The organism is Acidovorax sp. NO-1 (genome assembly GCF_000238595.1).
Classification (GTDB): Bacteria; Pseudomonadota; Gammaproteobacteria; order Burkholderiales; family Burkholderiaceae_C; genus Acidovorax.
In genome coordinates this window covers 1-18,587 of the sequence record NZ_AGTS01000033.1, presented here as the reverse complement: position 1 = coordinate 18,587, position 18,587 = coordinate 1, and the positions used below count along the sequence as shown (strand labels likewise).

Below are 18,587 nucleotides of genomic sequence, written 5' to 3'. Positions count from 1 at the left end.
CAATGAATCGCAACTCCAACCTGCGCATGCCCATTCCTCGTGGTGGGGCGCTGGCCCTGGCGGCCGCTTTTTTGCTGGCGGCCTGCAAGGACGGCGCTCCTGATGCGCCGGTGACCGCCGCGCCATCACCCGTATCGTCCACCGCGGCCGTCCCGGTTGCGCCTGCCAGCGCCGTGCCTGAGTCGACGGCGCAGGCGCCAACACGGCCCCAGACCCTGCCTGCGCCGCCGGGCCCCACTGCGGCGCCCAAGACAGTGCCGCTGGCCATCCAGGGGGTCGCCGAAGCCGGTGTCACCGTGCGGATCAAGGCGGTGGAAATCGGTGCGGATGCGACAGTGCTCGACGTAAGCATCTCTTTTGCCAACCGCATTACCGACACCACCATGCTGGCGCTGGCCGACACCTATCTGCAGGACGAGAGCGGCGCGCGGCTGCACATCAAGCGGCCGGACAACAACCGCGACATCACCATCCGCGAGGGCGAAACCCTGGACGGCAAGCTGGTGTTCATGGGCGCTGTGGCGCCCACGGCGCGCAAGCTCAAACTGGTGTTCAACGACGGCAACGAGAGCGACAACATCGTGGCGCCGGGGCTGGTGGTCGATCTGCCGCTGCAGGGCGGCTGATGCTGGCCCAGCGTTGGGCGGTGCTGGCCGCAATGCACGCATCCTGCGCGGTGGCCACCGTGGGGCGGGCGGTGGCGGTGGTAGCGCTGTTGCTGGCTGCCTCGGCAGAGCCGGTGCAAGCGATGGAAGTAGTGCGCAGCAGCCGCTCACTTGCCGCTGTGCCGACGCAGCTGTCCCCGGCGCCTGGTGCGCCCTCGACCGATCTGTCTGCGCACCGGCCTGCGGGGGGGCTGGTCAGCAGCACCCGCGACACCACGCTGCAGCGCCGCGCCGCCCCGCAGACCATGCTGCGCGAGGCCGAGGTGCCCCCAGCGCGGCTGGAGCAGACCCGCGCGCTGCTGGTGGAGCTCAAGGCCCGCCCCACACCCGAGCAGGCGATCTCTATCGACCTGCCGGCCGATGTGCTTTTTGATTTTGACAAGTCCGACTTGCGCGCCGACGCTGCTGCGCCGCTGAACAAAGCGGGCGAGCTCATCAAGAGCTATGCCACTGCCCCGCTCACCGTGCGGGGCCACACCGACGCCAAGGGCTCCGACGCCTACAACGACGCGCTGTCGCTGCGACGCGCGCAGGCGGTGGCCCGTGCGCTGCACGCGCAGACCGGGCGGCAGGCTGCGGTGCAAGGCCTGGGCAAGCGCCAGCCGGTGGCGCCCAACACCACGCCAGACGGACGTGACGACCCCGTGGGGCGCCAGCTGAACCGGCGCGTACAGATTCTCATTGGCCTGCCCGACAAGGAGGGCCGGTAACCATGGCACTCATCAAATGCCCCGAATGCGCGCGCGAGGTGTCGTCCCACGCGCCCGCCTGCCCGGCCTGTGGCTACCCGCTTCAGGCCACAGGCGCCCCGCCCGCACAGCCGCACAGCGCCCTGCAGTCGCCGCATGTGTGGGGGCGCGTGGCCGTGGCCTTGGGCGCATGGCTGGTCACTCCGTGGATCGCCAGGCTTATCGTGGCGCTGGCGGTGTGTGTGCTGGCGTATTTCATGTTCACGGGGCGATAACGAACCGCACCCACGACATGTGAACTCGGCAACGAAGACTTTTGGATTGCCAGGGTCCGTGTGATGGGGCGGGCGCTTCAACGTTGCGTTGTCATCAAACCGCCGCAAAAGCTTCATGGGGCTGTCATCCCCGGTTCTTACGCTCCACTGGTTTTGTAAACCAACAACCGAGGAACCCCATGAACCACCGCGTGGATGCGCCCGAGCAGGCGATTGACTTCAACAACGAGAACTCCAACACCTCTGCCAACCCCACGTTTGATGCGGTGCTGGACGCTCGCCTGTCGCGCCGCGGGCTGTTGCGCGGCGGTGTGGGTTCGGTGGGTACGGCCGTGCTGGCCGGTTTTGGCGTGACGGCCTGTGGCGGCAGCGATGACCCTGTGGTGGAGCCGCCTGCCGCGCCCAAGCTGCTGGGCTTTGGTGCCGTGCCCAAGAGCCTGGCCGACGTGGTGGCCGTGCCTGCGGGCTACACCGCCAGCGTGCTGTTTGCGCTGGGCGACCCGATGGCCCCAGGCGTGGCCGCGTACAAGAACGACGGCACCGACGGCGACTACGACAAGCGCGCCGGTGACCACCACGACGGTATGGAATGGTTTGGCCTGGGTGCCGACGGCAAGCGCAACGACAGCGCCACCGATCGCGGTCTGCTGGCCATCAACCACGAAGCCACCACGGACGAAAAGCTGTCGTCGTTCTTCCTGCACGCCGATGGCGGCACCTCCACGCTGCCCCGCCCTGCGGCCGAAGTGGACAAGGAAACCGACATCCACGGCATCGCCGTGATCGAAGTCGCCAAGACCGGCGGCAAGTGGGGCTATGTGCAGAACTCGGCGCACAACTTCCGCCTGACTTCGCTCAGCCCCATCGAGATCGCCGGCCCCGCGCGCGGCAATGCGCAGCTGATCACCAAGTTTTCTCCCACCGGCGTGATGACGCGTGGCACGCTGAACAACTGCGGCACGGGCAAGACGCCCTGGGGCACGTTCCTCACCGGCGAAGAAAACTGGTTTGGCTACTTCACCCGCGGCGCCGCAGACGACGCTGCCCGTGGCAACGACAAGAGCGTCATTGCGCTCAAGCGCTACGGCCGCAACCAGGGCGCTGCTTCGCGCCACGGCTGGGAAACCGGCGGTGCAGACGACAAGTACCAGCGCTGGAACAACAGCAAGACCGGCAGCTCGGCCGATGGCAGCGACGACTACCGCAACGAGATGAACGGCATGGGCTACATCGTCGAGATCGACGCCTATGACAAGACCCGCATGGCCAAGAAGCGCACCGGCCTGGGCCGCTTTGCGCACGAAAGCGCGGCCTTCGGCAAGGTGGAAGCCGGCAAGCCCCTGACGGTGTACATGGGCGACGACTCGCGCGGCGAATACATCTACAAGTTTGTCTCCACCGCCACGTGGAACCCGGCCGATGCCAGTGCCAACGACCGCATGGCCATTGGCGACAAGTACCTGGACAGCGGCACACTCTACGCCGCCAAGTTCAACGCCGATGGCACGGGCACGTGGGTGGAGCTGAGCCTGTCGAACACCGCCATCGCCAGCTACGCCAACTACAAGTTCGCCGACGCGGCCGACATCGCCATCAACACCCGCATTGCCGCTGATGCCGTGGGCGCCACCAAGATGGACCGCCCCGAGTGGAATGCCGTGAACCCCGCCAACGGCGAGATCTACTTCACGCTGACCAACAACAGCAACCGCAGCGTCAACCCCAGCGGCAGCCAGTACCTGCCCGACGCCGCCAACCCCCGTGCCTACACCGACATGAAGGGCACCAGCGAGCAAAAGGGCAACCCCAACGGCCACCTGGTACGCCTGAAGGAAGGCGCCACCGCCACCGCCTTCACGTGGGACGTGTACCTGTTTGGCGCCGAGGCCGGTGCCGACAAGGCCATGGTCAACCTCTCTGCCCTCACGGCCGACCAGGACTTCTCCAGCCCCGACGGCCTGGTGTTCAGCAAGGCCACGGGCATCTGCTGGATCCAGACCGACGACGGTGCCTACACCGACGTGACCAACTGCATGATGCTGGCCGCCGTGCCTGGCAGCGTGGGCGACGGCGCCAAGAAGACGCTGAGCTACACCAAGGCCGATGGCAGCAAGCTCGACATCGTGACCCCCGTGGGCAAGCCCGCCACCGAGAGCACGCTCAAGCGCTTCCTGGTCGGCCCCAAGGGCAGCGAGATCACCGGCCTGGCCGAAACGCCCGATGGCAAGGCCATCTTCGTGAACATCCAGCACCCGGGTGAAACCACGGCCATGGCCAACATTGGCGACCCGACGAAGTACACCAGCCAGTGGCCCGCCAACGCCGGTTACGGCGCCGGCAAGCGCCCCCGTTCGGCCACCATCGTGATCACCAAGAACGACGGTGGCGTGATCGGTACCTGAAGGCTGCCCCGCCACTGCCTGCGCTGCGCCCAGAGGGCGCAGTGCCGCGCCGCTTTGGACCCTCGGGTTCAAAGCGGTTTTTCTTTTTTGCTATCAATAAAATAGCTGTTGGCGCAATACCATCAAGCGCTGGGGCCTATTTTGGCTTGAAAAATACTGCAGCAGACACTGCTGGTGGCGCTAGTTGTTGTAGTGCGTTGGAGCCGGTGCAGGTGAGGCCGGCGGCGGCAGCGCCGGGCTGACGGGGGTTGCCGGGTATCCCGTCTGCCCGCTGCCATCCTTGGTGCCCTTGCGGCCTGAAATCTGCCAAGTGGTGCGCTGGTCGATGAGGCTGGCCAGAAACTCCAGCTCTTCGTCGGTGTGGTTGATGGCCCCAGCAGGCGTCAGCAGGCGCCCGTTGCGCGGCGCGGGCTCGGCCCAGAAAGACTGGTGGTACACCGACTCGCTCACCAGCCTTTCGCTGCCTGCGGCCAGTTCCACGGTGCCGTAGCAGTTGCAGAAATAGCCGCGAAAGTCCTGTTCGGGGAACACCTCGGCATACACACCGGTGCCGCGAATGCCTGCCGTGGCGGTGGGCAGGATGATCTGGCGGTCGGTGCCCCGCCCCCACACGCTGGCCACGGCGCCAGTCAGCAGGCGAAGCGCCTTGACGGCAGCGGGTGTGTCGCCCTCCAGCGCCACGCGCGTGTTCTGCCGCACCATGAAAGCGCTCTGGCCCACGGCGAAGACGGCCGTGGCGCCGGGGCCGGTTTCGATGCGGTCACCGGCCTCGATGCGGTCGTCGGTGGCCAAGGCCTGGCCGTTGCGCAGCACCTCCCCGCGCAGCTCGACGATGGGGCGGCCCGACTGTGCCTGGGCGGCCACCCAGCCACCGGCGGCCAGCCACGTTGCGGCTGCCTGCAGCAGGCTGCGCCGCCGCCACCACTGGAGTTCCTCGTCAGTTCGGCCCAGAAGGCGGGGGGGCGTCGGCGGCGGGTGGTTCATGTGGCACCTCGGGGGAGGGGTTCGAAGGCGTCGAAGGGGGCTCAAAGCTGTCACGGAAGGTGAACACCACCGACGTGAAGAACATGGCCGCCATCATCAGTGCGGCCCCCACCATGATGCCGCCCGCCGCCGTTCCTGCAAGCCCCATCATCGACAGCATTGCCGACACCAGTGCCACCACCAGCCCGCCCAGCAGGAACACGCCCATCCAGCCCAGGCCGTACACCAGGAACGCACCAAAGTTGCGCACGCACGCCACGATGCTGAAGAACAGCGCCTTGACGGGCGGCACGCCGTGCCAGTGCACCAGCCCCGGTGCATGCCAGAACAGCAGCGACAGCGGCAGGTACAGCACCATCGACAGCCACATCGCGCTCTGGAACGACGGGTCTTCCGCCACTTCCTTGGTCAGCTGGGCGCCGCCCAGGTACACCTTGGCAAACTGCCCGCCGTCGATCAAGGCCGACAGGCCCATCACAGCCAGAAAGCCCACCGCATACAGGGCGCCCAGCACCAGCATGTCACGCAGGCGTTGCTGGCCGGTGCGAAACGCCACCAGCAGCACCGCAGGTGTGGGAAAGCTGCCCTGTGAAGCCTGCGCGGCGGCCACCATCATGGCCAGCGTGGCCGAGGGCAGCAGCATGAGGGCAATGGCCGGCCCCACCAGGGGAACCATCGAGGCCAGCGACATGGCGGCCATGGTCATGAAGAACAGCGCGGCCAGCGCCATGGGCTGCCGCCAGAACGTTCGGACCCCAAGCTTGACCCAGGCCATGCCGGTGCCGGCGGAGACGATGTTGAGTTTCATGAATACGTACGAAAAGAGGTGTGGTGGGGCCTGCGCCTGCGCACACAGGGCAGCCGGATAAGGAACCGCCCGGGCCGCGCAACAGCTTGGAATTTACCCCAGCGGCCGATTTCCCTGTTTCACCGGACTATGGGTGTACAGGGTGGGCAATGCGGGCGCGCAGCACACGCTCGAAGTGCGTGGGGTCGTGGGGGGTGAGCATGGAGGCCTCGCGCGGCAGGTAAAAGTCCCACAGGCGCGAGATCCAGAACCGCAGCGCCCCGGCTCGCAGCATGGCGGGCAGGAGCTCGCGCTCGGCCGCTGTCAGCGGGCGCACGGCCTGGTAGGCGTCCAGCATGCGCGTGGCGCGCCCGGCGTCGTGGGTGCCTTGGGCCAAGTCAATGCACCAGTCGTTCAGGCACACGGACAGGTCAAACAGCCAGGTGTCCACACCGGCAAAGTAGAAGTCGAAGAAGCCCGTCAGCGCTTCGCCCTCGAACATCACGTTGTCGCGGAACAGGTCGGCATGCACCGGGCCGCGGGGCAGGGCGGCGTAGCCCGCGCTCGAGGCCACATGGTTCTGGTAGGCCAGCTCGGAGCGCAGCAGCGCCGCCTGCGCGTCGTCAATGTGCGGCAGCACCACGGGCACTGTTTCGTTCCACCACGGCAGGCCGCGCAGGTTGGGCTGGTGGCGGTCAAAGCTGCGGCCCACCAGGTGCATGCGTGCCAGCATGCTGCCCACGGCAGCGCAATGCGCGCCCTGTGGCGCCAGCTGGCTTTTGCCGCGCAGCTTGTTCACCACGGCGGCGGGCTTGCCGCACACGGTGTGCAGGATGTCGCCGTTCTTGTCGGCACGCGGGTCGGGCACGGGCACGCCGCCGTGCGCCAGGTGCTTCATCAGGTACAGGTAGAACGGCAGTTGCTGAGCCGTGAGGCGCTCGAACAGCGTGAGCACGAACTCGCCCTGGTCGCTGGTCAGAAAGTAGTTGGTGTTCTCGATGCCGCCTTCGATGCCGCGCAGCTCTACCAGCTTACCAAGCTGCAAACGGCGCAGCAGCTCGCGCGCCTCTGGGTGGGAGACTTCGGTAAAGACGGCCATCGCTCAAGGGATCGAAAGTAAGGAAGGGTGAAAAAGACGGCACGCCGTGGCGTGCGGGGAGGGCGCTGCGGCGCAGCGATGAAACTCGGGCCCGAGGGCCCGGGGCTCAGAACTTCAGCACGTTCCAGACGCGGGGGGCGGTGGTGGTTTCGGCGCCGCTGTTGCTGCCCGCGCGGCTGCGTGCGCCGTCGGGGGATTGCACTTCGTAGCTGGGCATGCTGCCCGTCTTGGGCTGCACCGAGATGGTCTGTGTCTGCCCGCCCACGCGCAGCTCGTCCACACGGCTGCCGGCGTCTTCAATCTGGATGCGCTCGGTGCGCTGGGTGCCGCGGCCCGAAAGTTGCTCCGGATCTTGTAGCTGCTCGCGCTTTTCTGTATTGCCCTGCGGGGCATTTTGACCAGAATTCTGGGCCAGGGCGGGGCTGGAGGCCATGCCCAGCAGCAAAAGGAGGTGAACAGCGCGCATCGGGCGATTGTAGGGCGGCACAGGTGCGGCAGGCTCCTGGGGCCGCCCGTGTGTCATTGCGCCGGGGCGCGGGCCTCGTCGTCCACGGCTTTTTGCACGGCAGCGTAGAAGGCCTCGCGCGCGGCATAGCTCGGGTTGTCCGCTGAGCCCGCCTTGTGCCAGTTGCCGTTGGAGGCGATCACGAGCTGGCGTTTCGGGTCGATGAAGATGCCCTGGCCGAAGATGCCGCGGGCGGCAAACGCGCCGCTGTCGTAGGTCCACCACTGGTAGCCATATCCACGGCCAGGTGCGCCGATGTCCGCCTGCTTGTGCGTAGCCTCCTCCAGCCAGCCGTCGGGCAGGATGCTCTGGCCATTCACCCTGGCACCCTCCAGGATGAACTGGCCCAGGCGCGCATAGTCGCGCGGCGCGGCCTGCACGCAGCAGCCGCTGATTTCCTTGCCGGTCTTGGACAGCAGCCATGTGGCCTGTTGCTCCATGCCGGCGGGCTGCCATACCTTTTCCTGCAGGTACTGGGTCAGTGGCTTCTTGATGGCGGCTTCCAGCACGAGGCCGATCAGGTTGGTCTCGCCCGTGCTGTAGAGCCAGCGCGAGCCGGCCGGTGCAGCGCGTGGCAGCTTGCGCATGTAGCTCACCAACGCCTCGACACCAGGCTCGGGCTTGTGGTTGTTGAACCTGGCCACGTCAGAGTTCGTGTCGCCGTAGTCTTCGTTCCACTGCACGCCCGAGGTCATGGTGAGCAGCTGCCGGATGCTCACGTCGTCGTAGGCTGAGCCTTTCAGGTCCGGCAGGTAGTCGCTCACCTTGTCGTTCATGCTCTTGATGTGGCCGTCCTTGAGCGCCGCACCCACCAGCGTGGAAGTGAAGGATTTGGCGACCGAGAAGCTCGTCCAGCGGCCGTCGCCGTCAAAGCCCAGCCCGTAGCGTTCCTGTCGCAGCTTGCCACCTTGCAGGATCACAAGGGCCGCGACGCGGTGTTCCTGCATGTAGGCATCCACATCCATGTCGATCTTCAGCGGCTCGCCCGCCGGTAGCGCACGCGCAGTTGCCGCAGGCTGGGCCGTGTTCCATTTGGCCAGCAGGCTGATGCGGTCGAGCGCGCGGAATGCCGCATCACGCTGGGCGTCGCTCCAGAACAGCAGGTCGCGGTTGGTGGGCACAGTCTTGAGCAGGCCCCGGGTTTCCTTGTCCAGGCTGAACCAGCCGGCCGTGCCCACGGCGGCCACGGCCACCAGCGTGCCCAGGGCCAATTTCTGAAGGGTTTTCAACAGTGCACTCCCTGAAAGGCGAAAAAGAAAGGGGCCGAAAGGGCCCGCAGGCGGCGCGTCATGGGCGGGGGCAGCTGCCGCCCTCGCACTTGACGGTGTGTTCTGTGATCAGGCTGCGGTAGTTCTTGCCCATCTGGCCCATCTGCTCGCAGACATTGCCGCGCACGTTGAAGGCGTAGCCCTGGGTGCCGCTCGTGTTGAGCAGCTCCACCCGCGTCAGCGGCACCCCGGCAAAGCGCTCGGGGCTGCGCCACTGTTCTGCGCAGAAGCCGTGGTAGATGAAGGTGGCATACACCAGCTCGGTGACTTCGGGCTTGTCCATGCGCAGCCGCAGCACGCTGTTGTCCAGCTGCGCGGTCTTGAGCCCGTGGTGGGCGAGGGATTTTTGCAGAGGCGCAGGGACGTTGCTGAACTCCGGCGCGGCAAGGGCCAGCGTTGATGCTGCACCGCACAGCAAGGCAAGCAGTCTTTTCATGGGAGAACTTTTTTTGGGAATGGCAGCCGCCGTGTGGCAGGGCGCCGGGAGACATTTTGCAGGTTTTCAGGCCCTGTGCAGGGCAGGGTGCCTGGCAGCGCGGTGCCCGCTGGCGGCGGCTTCGTGTGCACAATCCCGCCCATGACTGACAAAAAGACCCTGGTGCTGGTGGACGGCTCCAGCTACCTCTACCGCGCCTTCCATGCCATGCCCGACCTGCGGGCCGTGCCGGGCGATTCCACGAGCCCTGCCACGGGTGCGATTCGCGGCATGATCAACATGATGCAGGCGCTGCGCAAAGAAGTGCGCGCCGACTACGCCGCCTGCGTGTTCGACGCCTCGGGTCCCACCTTTCGCGACGCCCTGTACACCGAATACAAGGCCACGCGCTCGCCCATGCCCGACGACCTGCGCAGCCAGATCGAGCCCATTCACCAGGTGGTGGACCTGCTGGGCTGGAAGGTGGTGGCCGTGCCCGGCGTGGAGGCAGACGACGTGATCGCCACCTTGGCCAACGCAGCAGCCGCACAAGGCATTGAAGTCATTGTGTCGAGTGGCGACAAGGATTTGAGCCAGCTGGTCAACGAGCACATCACCATCATCGACACCATGAGCGGAAAGCGCCGCGATGTGGCCGGCGTGACGGCGGAGTTTGGCGTGCCGCCCGCGCTGATGGTGGACTACCAGGCGCTGGTGGGCGACACCGTGGACAACGTGCCCGGCGTTGCCAAGGTAGGTCCCAAGACGGCCGCCAAGTGGCTGGAGGAATATGGCTCGCTCGACAACCTGATTGCCAACGCCGACGCCATCAAGGGCGTGGCAGGCAACAACTTGCGTGAGGCGATTGCCAGCGGCCAGCTGGCCTTGAGCCGCCAGCTCGTCACCATGAAGACCGACTGCGCGCTGGCCGACTACATCCCCGGCCTGCCCGCGTTTGACGACATCACGCTGGACGCGCCCGACAACGAGGGCCTGCTGCCGTTTTACGAAAAATACGGCTTCAAGGGCCTAGCCAGCGCCATCAAGGGCGCAGCCGCCCCCGCCGTAACCGCCCCCACCGTCGCCATGCCCGGCCAAAGCGGTGATTTGTTTGCTGACCATTCCGCCAGCACCGTGGCCGAAGAGGCCCAGCAGCGCACTGTGGTGTACGACACCATCCTGAACTGGGCGGACTTTGACCAGTGGCTTGCGCGACTGCACAAGGCCCCGCTGGTGGCGCTGGACACCGAAACCGATTCGCTGGACGAAGTGCGCGCGCAGATCGTGGGCATCTCTTTCAGCGTACAGCCCGGCGAGGCCGCGTACATCCCCCTGCGCCATGTGGGGCCCGACGCCCCTGCGCAGCTGCCGATGGACGAGGTACTCGCCCGCCTCAAACCCTGGCTGGAGGACGCGAAGCACCACAAGCTGGGCCAGCACATCAAGTACGACCGCCATGTGTTTGCCAACCACGGCATCGAAGTGCAGGGTTACGCGCACGACACCATGCTGCAAAGCTACGTGCTCGAAGTGCACAAGCCCCACAACCTCACCAGCCTGGCCGAGCGCCACACTGGCCGCAAAGGCATCAGCTACGAAGACCTGTGCGGCAAAGGCGCGCACCAGATCCCGTTTGCGCAAGTGCCCGTGGACAAGGCCGCCGCCTACTCGTGTGAAGACTCCGACCAGACCCTGGACGTACACAACGCCCTGTGGCCGCTGCTGGAGGCCAACGAGAAACTGCGCTTCATCTACAACCTGGAGATGCAAAGCAGCGAGGCCCTGTACCGCATCGAACGCAACGGTGTGCTGATTGATGCCCCCACCCTGGCCGCCCAAAGCCACGAGCTGGGCCAGCGCATCCTGCAGCTCGAAACCGAGGCGTACGAAATTGCAGGCCAGCCCTTCAACCTGAGCAGCCCCAAGCAGCTGGGCGAAATCTTCTTCGACAAGCTGGGCATGCCCGTGGTGAAGAAGACGGCGACAGGCGCCCGCAGCACCGACGAAGAAGTGCTGGAAAAGCTGGCCGAGGACTACCCCCTGCCCGCCAAGCTGCTGGAGCACCGCAGCCTCGTCAAGCTCAAAGGCACCTACACCGACAAGCTGGCCCAACTGGCGCTGCCACGCACCGGCCGCGTGCATACCCACTACGCGCAGGCCGTGGCTGTGACCGGGCGCTTGTCCAGCAACGACCCCAACCTGCAGAACATCCCCATCCGCACGCCGGAAGGCCGCCGCGTGCGCGAGGCCTTCGTAGCGCCCGAAGGCCGCGTCATTGCGAGTGCCGACTATTCCCAGATCGAGCTGCGCATCATGGCCCACCTGAGTGGCGACCACTCGCTGCTGCACGCCTTCCACGCCGGGCTGGACGTGCACCGCGCCACCGCCGCTGAAGTGTTTGGGGTGGAGGTGGACCAGGTCACCAGCGAGCAACGCCGCTACGCCAAGGTCATCAACTTCGGTCTCATCTACGGCATGAGCAGCTTTGGCCTGGCCAAGAACCTGGGTATAGAAACCAAGGCCGCCGCCGCCTACATCGACAAGTACTTCCAGCGCTACCCCGGCGTTAAGCAGTACATGGACGACACCAAGGCCGCCGCAAAATCCATGGGCTATGTCGAAACCGTGTTTGGCCGCCGCCTGTACCTGCCCGAAATCAACTCCCCCAACGGCCCCCGCCGCGCCGGGGCCGAGCGCGCCGCCATCAACGCACCGATGCAAGGCACGGCGGCAGACTTGATCAAGCTGGCCATGGTGGCCGTGCAGAAGGAGCTGGATGCCCACAAGCCGGACATCAAGATGATCATGCAGGTGCACGACGAACTGGTATTCGAGTTGCCCGAGGGCGAAGTGGACTGGCTCAAGACCCACATCCCGCGCCTGATGGCGGAGGTGGCGGCGCTGAAGGTGCCGCTACTGGCCGAGGTGGGGGTGGGGGCGAACTGGGACAAGGCCCACTGACCCTGGGGTATCTGCGCCAGGGATCAGCCGGCCGGGGCGTCCCTGTTGTGGGCGCGCAGGTCTTCCACCCCGGCGTCGGACAGCCAGAGCTGCGTGCTCAGGGCGCTTTCTATCTTTGCCACGATCTCTTCGCGCGGCCCGCTGCGCCATGCGGCAGAGGCGTAGAACCGGTCCTGGCTTTGCTGCAGGTCGGCCCGGTCGTTGTAGGCACGGATGAGAAAGTAGGCATCTGCCTCGTGGGTGGAAATGCCATGCGCCACCACGTCGGTGCCCCACGCCCGAAGCAGCGGTGCAGACTGCTCGCTGACAAGCTGATGGAAGGCGGGGGCGGCGCTGGGCTTCAGCCGGTAGGAGAGGATTTCAACGAGTCGCATGGGGTATCGATGTTGCTGTGTGGGAGCGAAGGGGCGCCGACTGCGCGGGGAAGAGGCCGTTCACGCTGGAGAACGGCAGCGCGCGCCGGAGCATGTCCGCAGTGTCGCACTGCAGGAATGCGGCGGTGTCTGCCGCCAGCTGAGCATAGGCCGACAGGAACATCGCCGGGCCGGCACTGAGCCGGCTCACGCCCGCAAGGGCCAGCCGGGTGCCATCCGGTAGCCCGGGCAGCAGCATGAGGTTCAGTGGCAGGTGCGTGGCCGCGGCGATCTGCCCGATCTCTGCGCCGTGCACCAGCCCGGGCACGAAGAGCCCATCTGCCCCGGCCTGCGCATAGGTGTGGGCCCGGGCCGCCACCATCGCAACCGCCTGCGGCCCCGGATGCGCGAGGGATCTCAGGTACACATCGGTGCGCGCATTGATGAAGGGGTGCGCGGCGCCCGTGCGGGTCCGGATGGCCTTGATCTTTGCGGCCAGCAGCTCACTCGAGCCGGCGCCGTCTTCGATGTTGATGCCGGCAGCCCCGCAGCCGACCACGTCGGCCGCCAGCTCCGCCACGGCCTCGGGGCTGTTGCTGTAGCCGTCCTCGATGTCCACGGTCAGCGGCACGCCCAGCGTGCGTGTGATGCGCCGTATGGCGGCCATGAGCTCGCCCACCGGCAGCGTGCCGCCATCCTGGTAACCCAGGGCCCAGCACAGTGCGGCACTGGAGGTGCCGACGGCCTGGGCGCCCGCCCTGGCCTGCAGGTGGGCGCTGGCGGCATCCCAGGCGTTGGGCAGGAAAAGCATGTCGCGGCGGTGGTGAAGGTCTCGAAACAGGGCGGCCAGAGAGCTGGGCATGGGTGGGGTCCGGATATGGAAATGAAGGAGCGCCGAGGCTAGGGGCGCGGGGCAGTGGCGTCTGGCCGGATCCGGACCTGTGCCCCGGCCGCTGTGCAGATGGCGCGGGCCCGGCAGGAAAAAGGGCGCGTGGCTAAACTTGTCTGGTCCCGTGGTGCGCAAGCCACCTCGCCTGATGTTTCTGACGCCTGGAGCCCCCATGTCCACCCCTACCCCCTACACCCCCCCCGCCATCTGGCAATGGAACAAAGAAAACGGCGGTCAATTCGCCAGCATCAACCGGCCCGTTGCCGGTGCCACGCATGACAAGGAACTGCCCGTAGGGCGCCATCCGCTGCAGCTGTATTCGCTGGGCACGCCCAATGGCGTGAAAGTCACGGTCATGCTGGAAGAGCTACTGGCGCTGGGCCACAGCGGGGCGGAGTACGACGCGTGGCTGATCCGCATCAACGAGGGCGAGCAGTTTGGCAGCGGGTTCGTGTCTGTGAACCCCAACTCCAAGATCCCCGCGCTGCTGGACCGCACCGACCCCGCCAACCCGGTGCGGGTGTTTGAGTCCGGCGCCATCCTGATGTACCTGGCGGAGAAGTTCGGCAGCGCCTTCCTGCCCAAGGATGGCGCGGCGCGGGCCGAGTGCCTGTCGTGGCTGTTCTGGCAGATGGGCAGTGCGCCGTTTGTGGGCGGCGGGTTTGGGCACTTCTATGCCTACGCTCCGGTCAAGATCGAGTACGCGATTGACCGCTATGCGATGGAGGCCAAGCGCCAGCTCGATGTGCTGAACCAGCGCCTGGCCGTGACCGAGTACGTGGCGGGCAATGAGTACACGGTGGCGGATATTGCAATCTGGCCCTGGTATGGCTTGCTGGTGAAAGGGCAGGCCTACAACGCGGGCGAGTTTTTGCAGGTGCACGAATACACGCACGTGGTGCGCTGGGCCGAGCAGGTGGCCAAGCGCCCGGCGGTGCAGCGGGGGCGCAAGGTGAACCGCGTGCAGGGCGACCTGGCCAGCCAGTTGCGCGAGCGGCATGACGCCAGCGACTTTGACACCAAGACGCAGGACAAGATCGAAGCGGCGGCCGCCTCTTCATCGCCCACCCCCTGACTGCTTTGCAAGGCGCCACACCATGATCACTTTGTACGACTGCGCCACGGCGCCCAGCCCGCGCCGCGCGCGCATCCTGCTGGCTGAAAAAGGCGTTGCCCATGACACCGTGCAGGTGGACCTGCGCAGTGGCGAACAGCTGGGCGAGGCTTACCGGCGCATCAACCCGCAGTGCACGGTGCCCGCCCTGCGCACTGAAGACGGTTTGCTGCTGACCGACAACGCGGCCATCACCGCGCATGTGGAGGCGCGCTACCCCCAACCCGCGTTGCTGGGCGAGACGCCCGCCGAAAAGGCCGAGATCGCCAGCTGGAACTGGCGCATGGAGTTTGAGGGCCTGCAGGCCATTGCCGAGGCGCTGCGCAACAGCGCGCCCGCCATGGCCAACCGGGCATTGCCCGGCGCGGTGGACTATCCGCAAATACCGGCGCTGGCCGAGCGGGGGCTGGTGCGCGTGGGGCAGTTTTTCAATCTGTTGAATGATCGATTGGCGGACCGCGACTTCATTGCCACCGACCGCTTCAGCGTGGCCGACATCACGGCGGTGGTGGCGGTGGACTTTGCGCGCGTGGTCAAGCACAAGCCGGGCGAGCAGCACCCGCACTTGCTGCGCTGGCGTGCGGCCATGGCGGCGCGGCCGTCGATGGCGCTTTGATTTCGTCATGAGCGGAGCCAAGACCCTGCTGATCGTGTACCACTCGCTCACGGGTGGCACGCGGCAGATGGCCGAGGCGGCGCGCGCGGGTGCCGCGGCCGAGGCGGGCTGTGCGGTGCGCCTGCTGCACGCCGCGCAGGCCGGGCCTGCCGATGTGCTGGCGGCCGATGGCTATGTGTTTGCCACGCCCGAGAACCTGGCCGCGATGAGCGGGCAGCTCAAGGACTTTTTTGACCGCAGCTATTACCCGGTGCTCGACCAGGTCAACGGCCGCCCCTATGCCAGCCTGGTGTGCGCGGGCAGCGACGGCAGCAACGCCGCGCGGCAGATTGCGCGCATCGCCACCGGCTGGCGGCTGAAGGCTGTGGCCGAGCCGCTGATTGTGTGCACCCACGCGCAAACGCCCGAGGCCATTCTGGCGTCCAAGCCGATCGGCGAAGCAGACCTGGCGCAATGCCGGGCGCTGGGCGAGGCGCTGGCGGCCGGGCTGGCGCTGGGGGTGTTTTAGTTGCTACTAAATTAATAGCTGCTTGCGCTTTACCATCAAGCGCTGGAGGCCGATTTGGCCTGAAAAATGTCAGCGCCAGGCGGTGGCCACCAGCTGGCTGTAGTGCACGCCCTTGCGGCCCAGCAGTTGCTCGAACACCGCCGGGTTGCCCACGTTGTCGCTGCCCAGCATGGCCAGGGTTTCGCTGCACCAGGGCGACTGCGGCACGGCGTCGCCCAGGCGCGCGCTCAGGGTGGTGATGGGGCCTGGCAGTCGCAGCACGGTGGCGGGGCGGTGGCCCAGCTGCTGGCGCAGGCTGGCGATGAAGGCGCCCATGGGCAGTGCTTCGGGGCCGGTGCAGTCGATGACACCGGTCTGGTTCAGCGCGGGGCCCAGCAGGGCGACCACGGCGGCGGCCAGGTCGTGCACCGACACGGGTTGCACGCGGGCGTCCAGCACCGGGCCTGGGAACAGCGCCACCGGCAGGCGCGCCAGGTTCATGAACAGGGCGCTGCTGTCGCCGCCTTTGCCGTACACCACGCTGGGGCGCAGGATGGCCGGGCGCAGCTTGCCTTGCGCTGCCAGATTTTTCAGGTGCGCCTCGGCCGCCAGCTTGGTCTGTGCGTAGCGGGTGCTGCTGCCCTCAATGCCCAGTGCCGAGATGTGCACCACGCGCTGCACGCCCGCCTGGGCGCAGGCGTCGAACATTGCAATGGGCGTATCGCGGTGCACGGCGTCGATGGGGCGCGCGCGCGTGTCGCGCAGCACGCCCACGGCGTTGACCACGGCGTCGATGCCCGCCAGGCGCGGCAGCCAGGCGGCGGCCGTGGTGTCGTGGGCGAAATCCATGGGCACCTGGCCGGGTAGCAGCGTGCGCTGTCGCGGCGAGACGCCGCCGTGCACGGTGTGGCCCGCGCGCTGCAGCGCCGCTTGCAGGGTGTGGCCAATAAAGCCGGTGGAGCCGGTCAGCAGGATGTTCATGCGCAAATGCCTTGTGATATTGCAGTTCCGGGCAGACGCAGTGCCCACTCAGGGCGCACTCAAGCGCATTCAGGGCTCCGGGTCAAAGACCTCAAAGCGGTTGCGCCCGCCGGATTTGGCGCGGTACAGGGCTGCGTCGGCCGCCTGCACCAGTGTGTCAGAGGCCGCGCCTGCACGCGGCACCATGCTGGCAATGCCCATGCTGAACGTGATGACAGGTGCCGTGGGCGAGTGAGCGTGCGTCAGCGCCGCTTCGTGCAGGCTCTGCATGCAGCGCTGCGCCACGGCCACGGCCGCCGCCCGCCCCACGTCGGGCAACAGCAGCACAAATTCCTCGCCGCCAAAGCGGGCGGCCACCTCGTCGGCGCGGCGGGTGCAAGCCTGCAGCAGCTGGGCCACGCGGCGCAGGCATTCGTCGCCGGCCAGGTGCCCGTAGTGGTCGTTGTAGAGCTTGAAGTGGTCGATGTCGATCAGGATCACGCACAGGGGCATGTGGTGCCGCCCGCACCGCAGCCACTCGGTGGCCAGGCGGTCGTCAAAGCGGCGCCGGTTGCCGATGCCCGTGAGGCCGTCGGTGGTCGATAGCATGGCCAGTTTGGCGTTGGCGGCCTCCAGCTCCTGCTCCTTGCGCACCAGCTGGGTCACGTCGGTGCGCACCCCGGCAGTGCCGCCCTGCGGTGTGCGCCGCTCGTAGGCCTGCACCCAGCGGCCCTCGGGCAGGCGCTGCAGCATGGCCTGCCGGGCTTCGCGGTGCGCGGCCATGCGCTCTGCCAGCCAGGCCTCTTCGTTGCCGATGGCGTCCAGATACTGCCCGCGCTCCACGCCGTAACGCGTGATCTCCTCAAAGGTGCTGCCCGGCACCATCATGGGCGCCGAGATGGGGTACAGGAGCTTGTACTGGGCGTTGCAGATGACCAGCCTGTCGTCGGCGTCAAACAGCGCAAAGCCCTCGGGCAGGGCCTCCACCGCGTCCTGCAGCAACTGGCGCGCCTGCTGGGCCGCTAGCTGTGCGGCTTCCAGGGCCTCGCGCTGCTCGATGAGGTCGGTGATGTCCAGCCGCACCGCCACCACGTAGTTCTCGGGGGTGCGGGTTTCATAAATGTTGATCCAGCGCCCGTCGGCCAGCCGCTGCACCAGGTTGGACTTGCGGTTGCCGTGCTCGGCCATGCGCTCGGCGATCCAGGCCTCCTCCCGTCCGTGGGCAGAGGGGATCAGCCCCCGGTCCACCGAGTAGCGCAGGATGTCCACAAACTGCAGGCCCAGGTGCTCTGCGTAGTTCATGTGCGGGTACATGCGCGACAGCTGCTGGTTGTAGAGCACCAGCCGGTCCTGGTCGTCGAAGATCTCGATGCTGACGGGCAGCGCCTCGACCGCGCGTTCCAGCAGCTGCCACACGCGCTGGCTCTCCTGGCGGGCGGCTTCGAGCTTCTGGCGCTGCTCCATCAGGTCGCTGATGTCCAGCCGCACACACACCGTCATGCCCGAGGGCGTGCGGCGTTCGTGCATGTGCATCCAGACGCCGTTGGGGTAGTGGCGTATTTCCGGGCCCGAGCGGTGGCCGCGCAGGGCCATCTCGTGCGCCAGCCACAGCTCTTCCTGGCCTTGCGCCACTTCCGGGATGCCGTGGCGCAGCCCGTCGCGCAAAAGCTCCTCGTAGGTTTTGCCCAGCGACTCGTCCACCGGCAGGTGCGGACGCCAGCGGGTCATCTGGTCGTTGCACAGCACCAGCCGGTCGTTTTCATCGTAGATATCCAGCCCGGCCGGCATGGCGTTGACGGCCTCGCGCAGCCTGCGTTCGGCGCGTTCGGCGCTTTGCAGCGCCTGTTCGAGCGCGCGCTCGCGGTGCACGGTGTCGGTGATGTCGGTGCGCAGGATGACGACTCCGCCGCCCTCCAGGGCGCGTTCTGTCAGCCGCATCCAGCGGTCGCCGCGCACCTGCTGCACCTGGGGGCCGGAGGGCGCGCGGTGGCGGGCCATGCGGCTGGCAAGCCAGGCGTCAATGCCCTGCTCGGCGTCGATGATCTCGCCCGTGCCAGCGATGCGCCGCAGCACGTCGTCGAATGGAGTGCCGTACTCCAGGGGCAGGGTGATGCCAGG

At 67.0% G+C, this 18,587-nt stretch carries 18 protein-coding genes; 8 read left to right on the top strand and 10 right to left on the bottom strand.

What is annotated here, in order from left to right; all coding sequences use genetic code 11:
* The first annotated feature begins 2 nt into the window (after positions 1–2).
* From KYG_RS02900 to KYG_RS02885, 4 genes are all read left to right on the top strand, one after another.
* A complete protein-coding gene (locus tag KYG_RS02900) occupies positions 3–626 on the top strand; it encodes a hypothetical protein (RefSeq protein WP_008903325.1) in 624 nt (207 codons plus the stop codon).
* A complete protein-coding gene (locus KYG_RS02895) occupies positions 626–1,375 on the top strand; it encodes an OmpA family protein (RefSeq protein WP_008903324.1) in 750 nt (249 codons plus the stop codon). Before KYG_RS02900 ends, KYG_RS02895 begins: the two co-directional genes overlap by 1 nt.
* Before the next feature lie 2 nt (positions 1,376–1,377).
* The gene (locus KYG_RS02890) at positions 1,378–1,629 is read left to right on the top strand and encodes a zinc-ribbon domain-containing protein (protein WP_008903323.1); all 252 of its coding nucleotides are present in this window, start codon (positions 1,378–1,380) and stop codon (positions 1,627–1,629) included.
* 179 nt (positions 1,630–1,808) lie between these two features.
* Positions 1,809–4,031, top strand: coding sequence for a PhoX family phosphatase (locus KYG_RS02885; protein WP_008903322.1), 2,223 nt, complete (start codon positions 1,809–1,811; stop codon positions 4,029–4,031).
* Positions 4,032–4,211: 180 nt separating this feature from the next.
* Here the strand turns inward: KYG_RS02885 and KYG_RS23180 are convergent, their stop codons facing one another.
* The 6 genes from KYG_RS23180 to KYG_RS02855 form a co-directional block, all read right to left on the bottom strand.
* Positions 4,212–5,015: a hypothetical protein gene (locus KYG_RS23180; protein ID WP_008903321.1), complete on the bottom strand. Its 804-nt coding sequence runs from the start codon at positions 5,013–5,015 to the stop codon at positions 4,212–4,214.
* Entirely contained in the window at positions 4,969–5,823 is an 855-nt protein-coding gene (locus KYG_RS02875) for a BPSS1780 family membrane protein (RefSeq protein WP_008903320.1), read from the bottom strand. Before KYG_RS02875 ends, KYG_RS23180 begins: the two co-directional genes overlap by 47 nt.
* A gap of 127 nt (positions 5,824–5,950) precedes the next feature.
* Entirely contained in the window at positions 5,951–6,901 is a 951-nt protein-coding gene (locus KYG_RS02870) for a homoserine kinase (RefSeq protein WP_008903319.1), read from the bottom strand.
* A gap of 106 nt (positions 6,902–7,007) precedes the next feature.
* Positions 7,008–7,367: a hypothetical protein gene (locus KYG_RS02865; RefSeq protein ID WP_008903318.1), complete on the bottom strand. Its 360-nt coding sequence runs from the start codon at positions 7,365–7,367 to the stop codon at positions 7,008–7,010.
* A gap of 53 nt (positions 7,368–7,420) precedes the next feature.
* Positions 7,421–8,635 carry a serine hydrolase gene (locus KYG_RS02860; RefSeq protein WP_008903317.1) on the bottom strand — a complete coding sequence of 405 codons (1,215 nt, stop codon included), beginning with the start codon at positions 8,633–8,635 and terminating at the stop codon, positions 7,421–7,423.
* Positions 8,636–8,693: 58 nt separating this feature from the next.
* Positions 8,694–9,110, bottom strand: coding sequence for a hypothetical protein (locus tag KYG_RS02855; RefSeq protein ID WP_008903316.1), 417 nt, complete (start codon positions 9,108–9,110; stop codon positions 8,694–8,696).
* 141 nt (positions 9,111–9,251) lie between these two features.
* Between KYG_RS02855 and polA the strand changes: the two genes are divergently transcribed.
* The gene (polA, locus tag KYG_RS02850) at positions 9,252–12,050 is read left to right on the top strand and encodes a DNA polymerase I (protein WP_008903315.1); all 2,799 of its coding nucleotides are present in this window, start codon (positions 9,252–9,254) and stop codon (positions 12,048–12,050) included.
* Positions 12,051–12,073: 23 nt separating this feature from the next.
* Here polA and KYG_RS02845 read toward each other — a convergent pair whose 3' ends face one another.
* The gene (locus KYG_RS02845; protein ID WP_008903314.1) at positions 12,074–12,424 is read right to left on the bottom strand and encodes an NIPSNAP family protein; all 351 of its coding nucleotides are present in this window, start codon (positions 12,422–12,424) and stop codon (positions 12,074–12,076) included.
* Complete coding sequence (locus tag KYG_RS02840) at positions 12,411–13,265, bottom strand: isocitrate lyase/phosphoenolpyruvate mutase family protein (protein ID WP_008903313.1); 855 nt, start codon at positions 13,263–13,265, stop codon at positions 12,411–12,413. The genes KYG_RS02845 and KYG_RS02840 overlap by 14 nt, the downstream gene beginning before the upstream one ends.
* 199 nt (positions 13,266–13,464) lie before the next feature.
* On the opposite strand from KYG_RS02840, the gene yghU reads away from it, so the two are divergent.
* From yghU to KYG_RS02825, 3 genes are read left to right on the top strand one after another with little or no spacing between them, the layout of a single operon-like run.
* Positions 13,465–14,367, top strand: coding sequence for a glutathione-dependent disulfide-bond oxidoreductase (gene yghU / locus KYG_RS02835; protein ID WP_008903312.1), 903 nt, complete (start codon positions 13,465–13,467; stop codon positions 14,365–14,367).
* Between the two features lie 22 nt (positions 14,368–14,389).
* A complete protein-coding gene (locus KYG_RS02830; RefSeq protein WP_008903311.1) occupies positions 14,390–15,022 on the top strand; it encodes a glutathione S-transferase family protein in 633 nt (210 codons plus the stop codon).
* Between the two features lie 7 nt (positions 15,023–15,029).
* Complete coding sequence (locus tag KYG_RS02825; RefSeq protein WP_008903310.1) at positions 15,030–15,530, top strand: flavodoxin family protein; 501 nt, start codon at positions 15,030–15,032, stop codon at positions 15,528–15,530.
* 69 nt (positions 15,531–15,599) lie between these two features.
* On the opposite strand, the gene KYG_RS02820 is transcribed toward KYG_RS02825, so the two are convergent.
* Both KYG_RS02820 and KYG_RS02815 read right to left on the bottom strand, forming a co-directional pair.
* Entirely contained in the window at positions 15,600–16,490 is an 891-nt protein-coding gene (locus KYG_RS02820; protein ID WP_008903309.1) for an NAD-dependent epimerase/dehydratase family protein, read from the bottom strand.
* Between the two features lie 69 nt (positions 16,491–16,559).
* Positions 16,560–18,587, bottom strand: a 2,028-nt coding sequence (locus tag KYG_RS02815; RefSeq protein ID WP_008903308.1) for a GGDEF domain-containing protein, incomplete at its 5' end; no start/stop codon positions are given.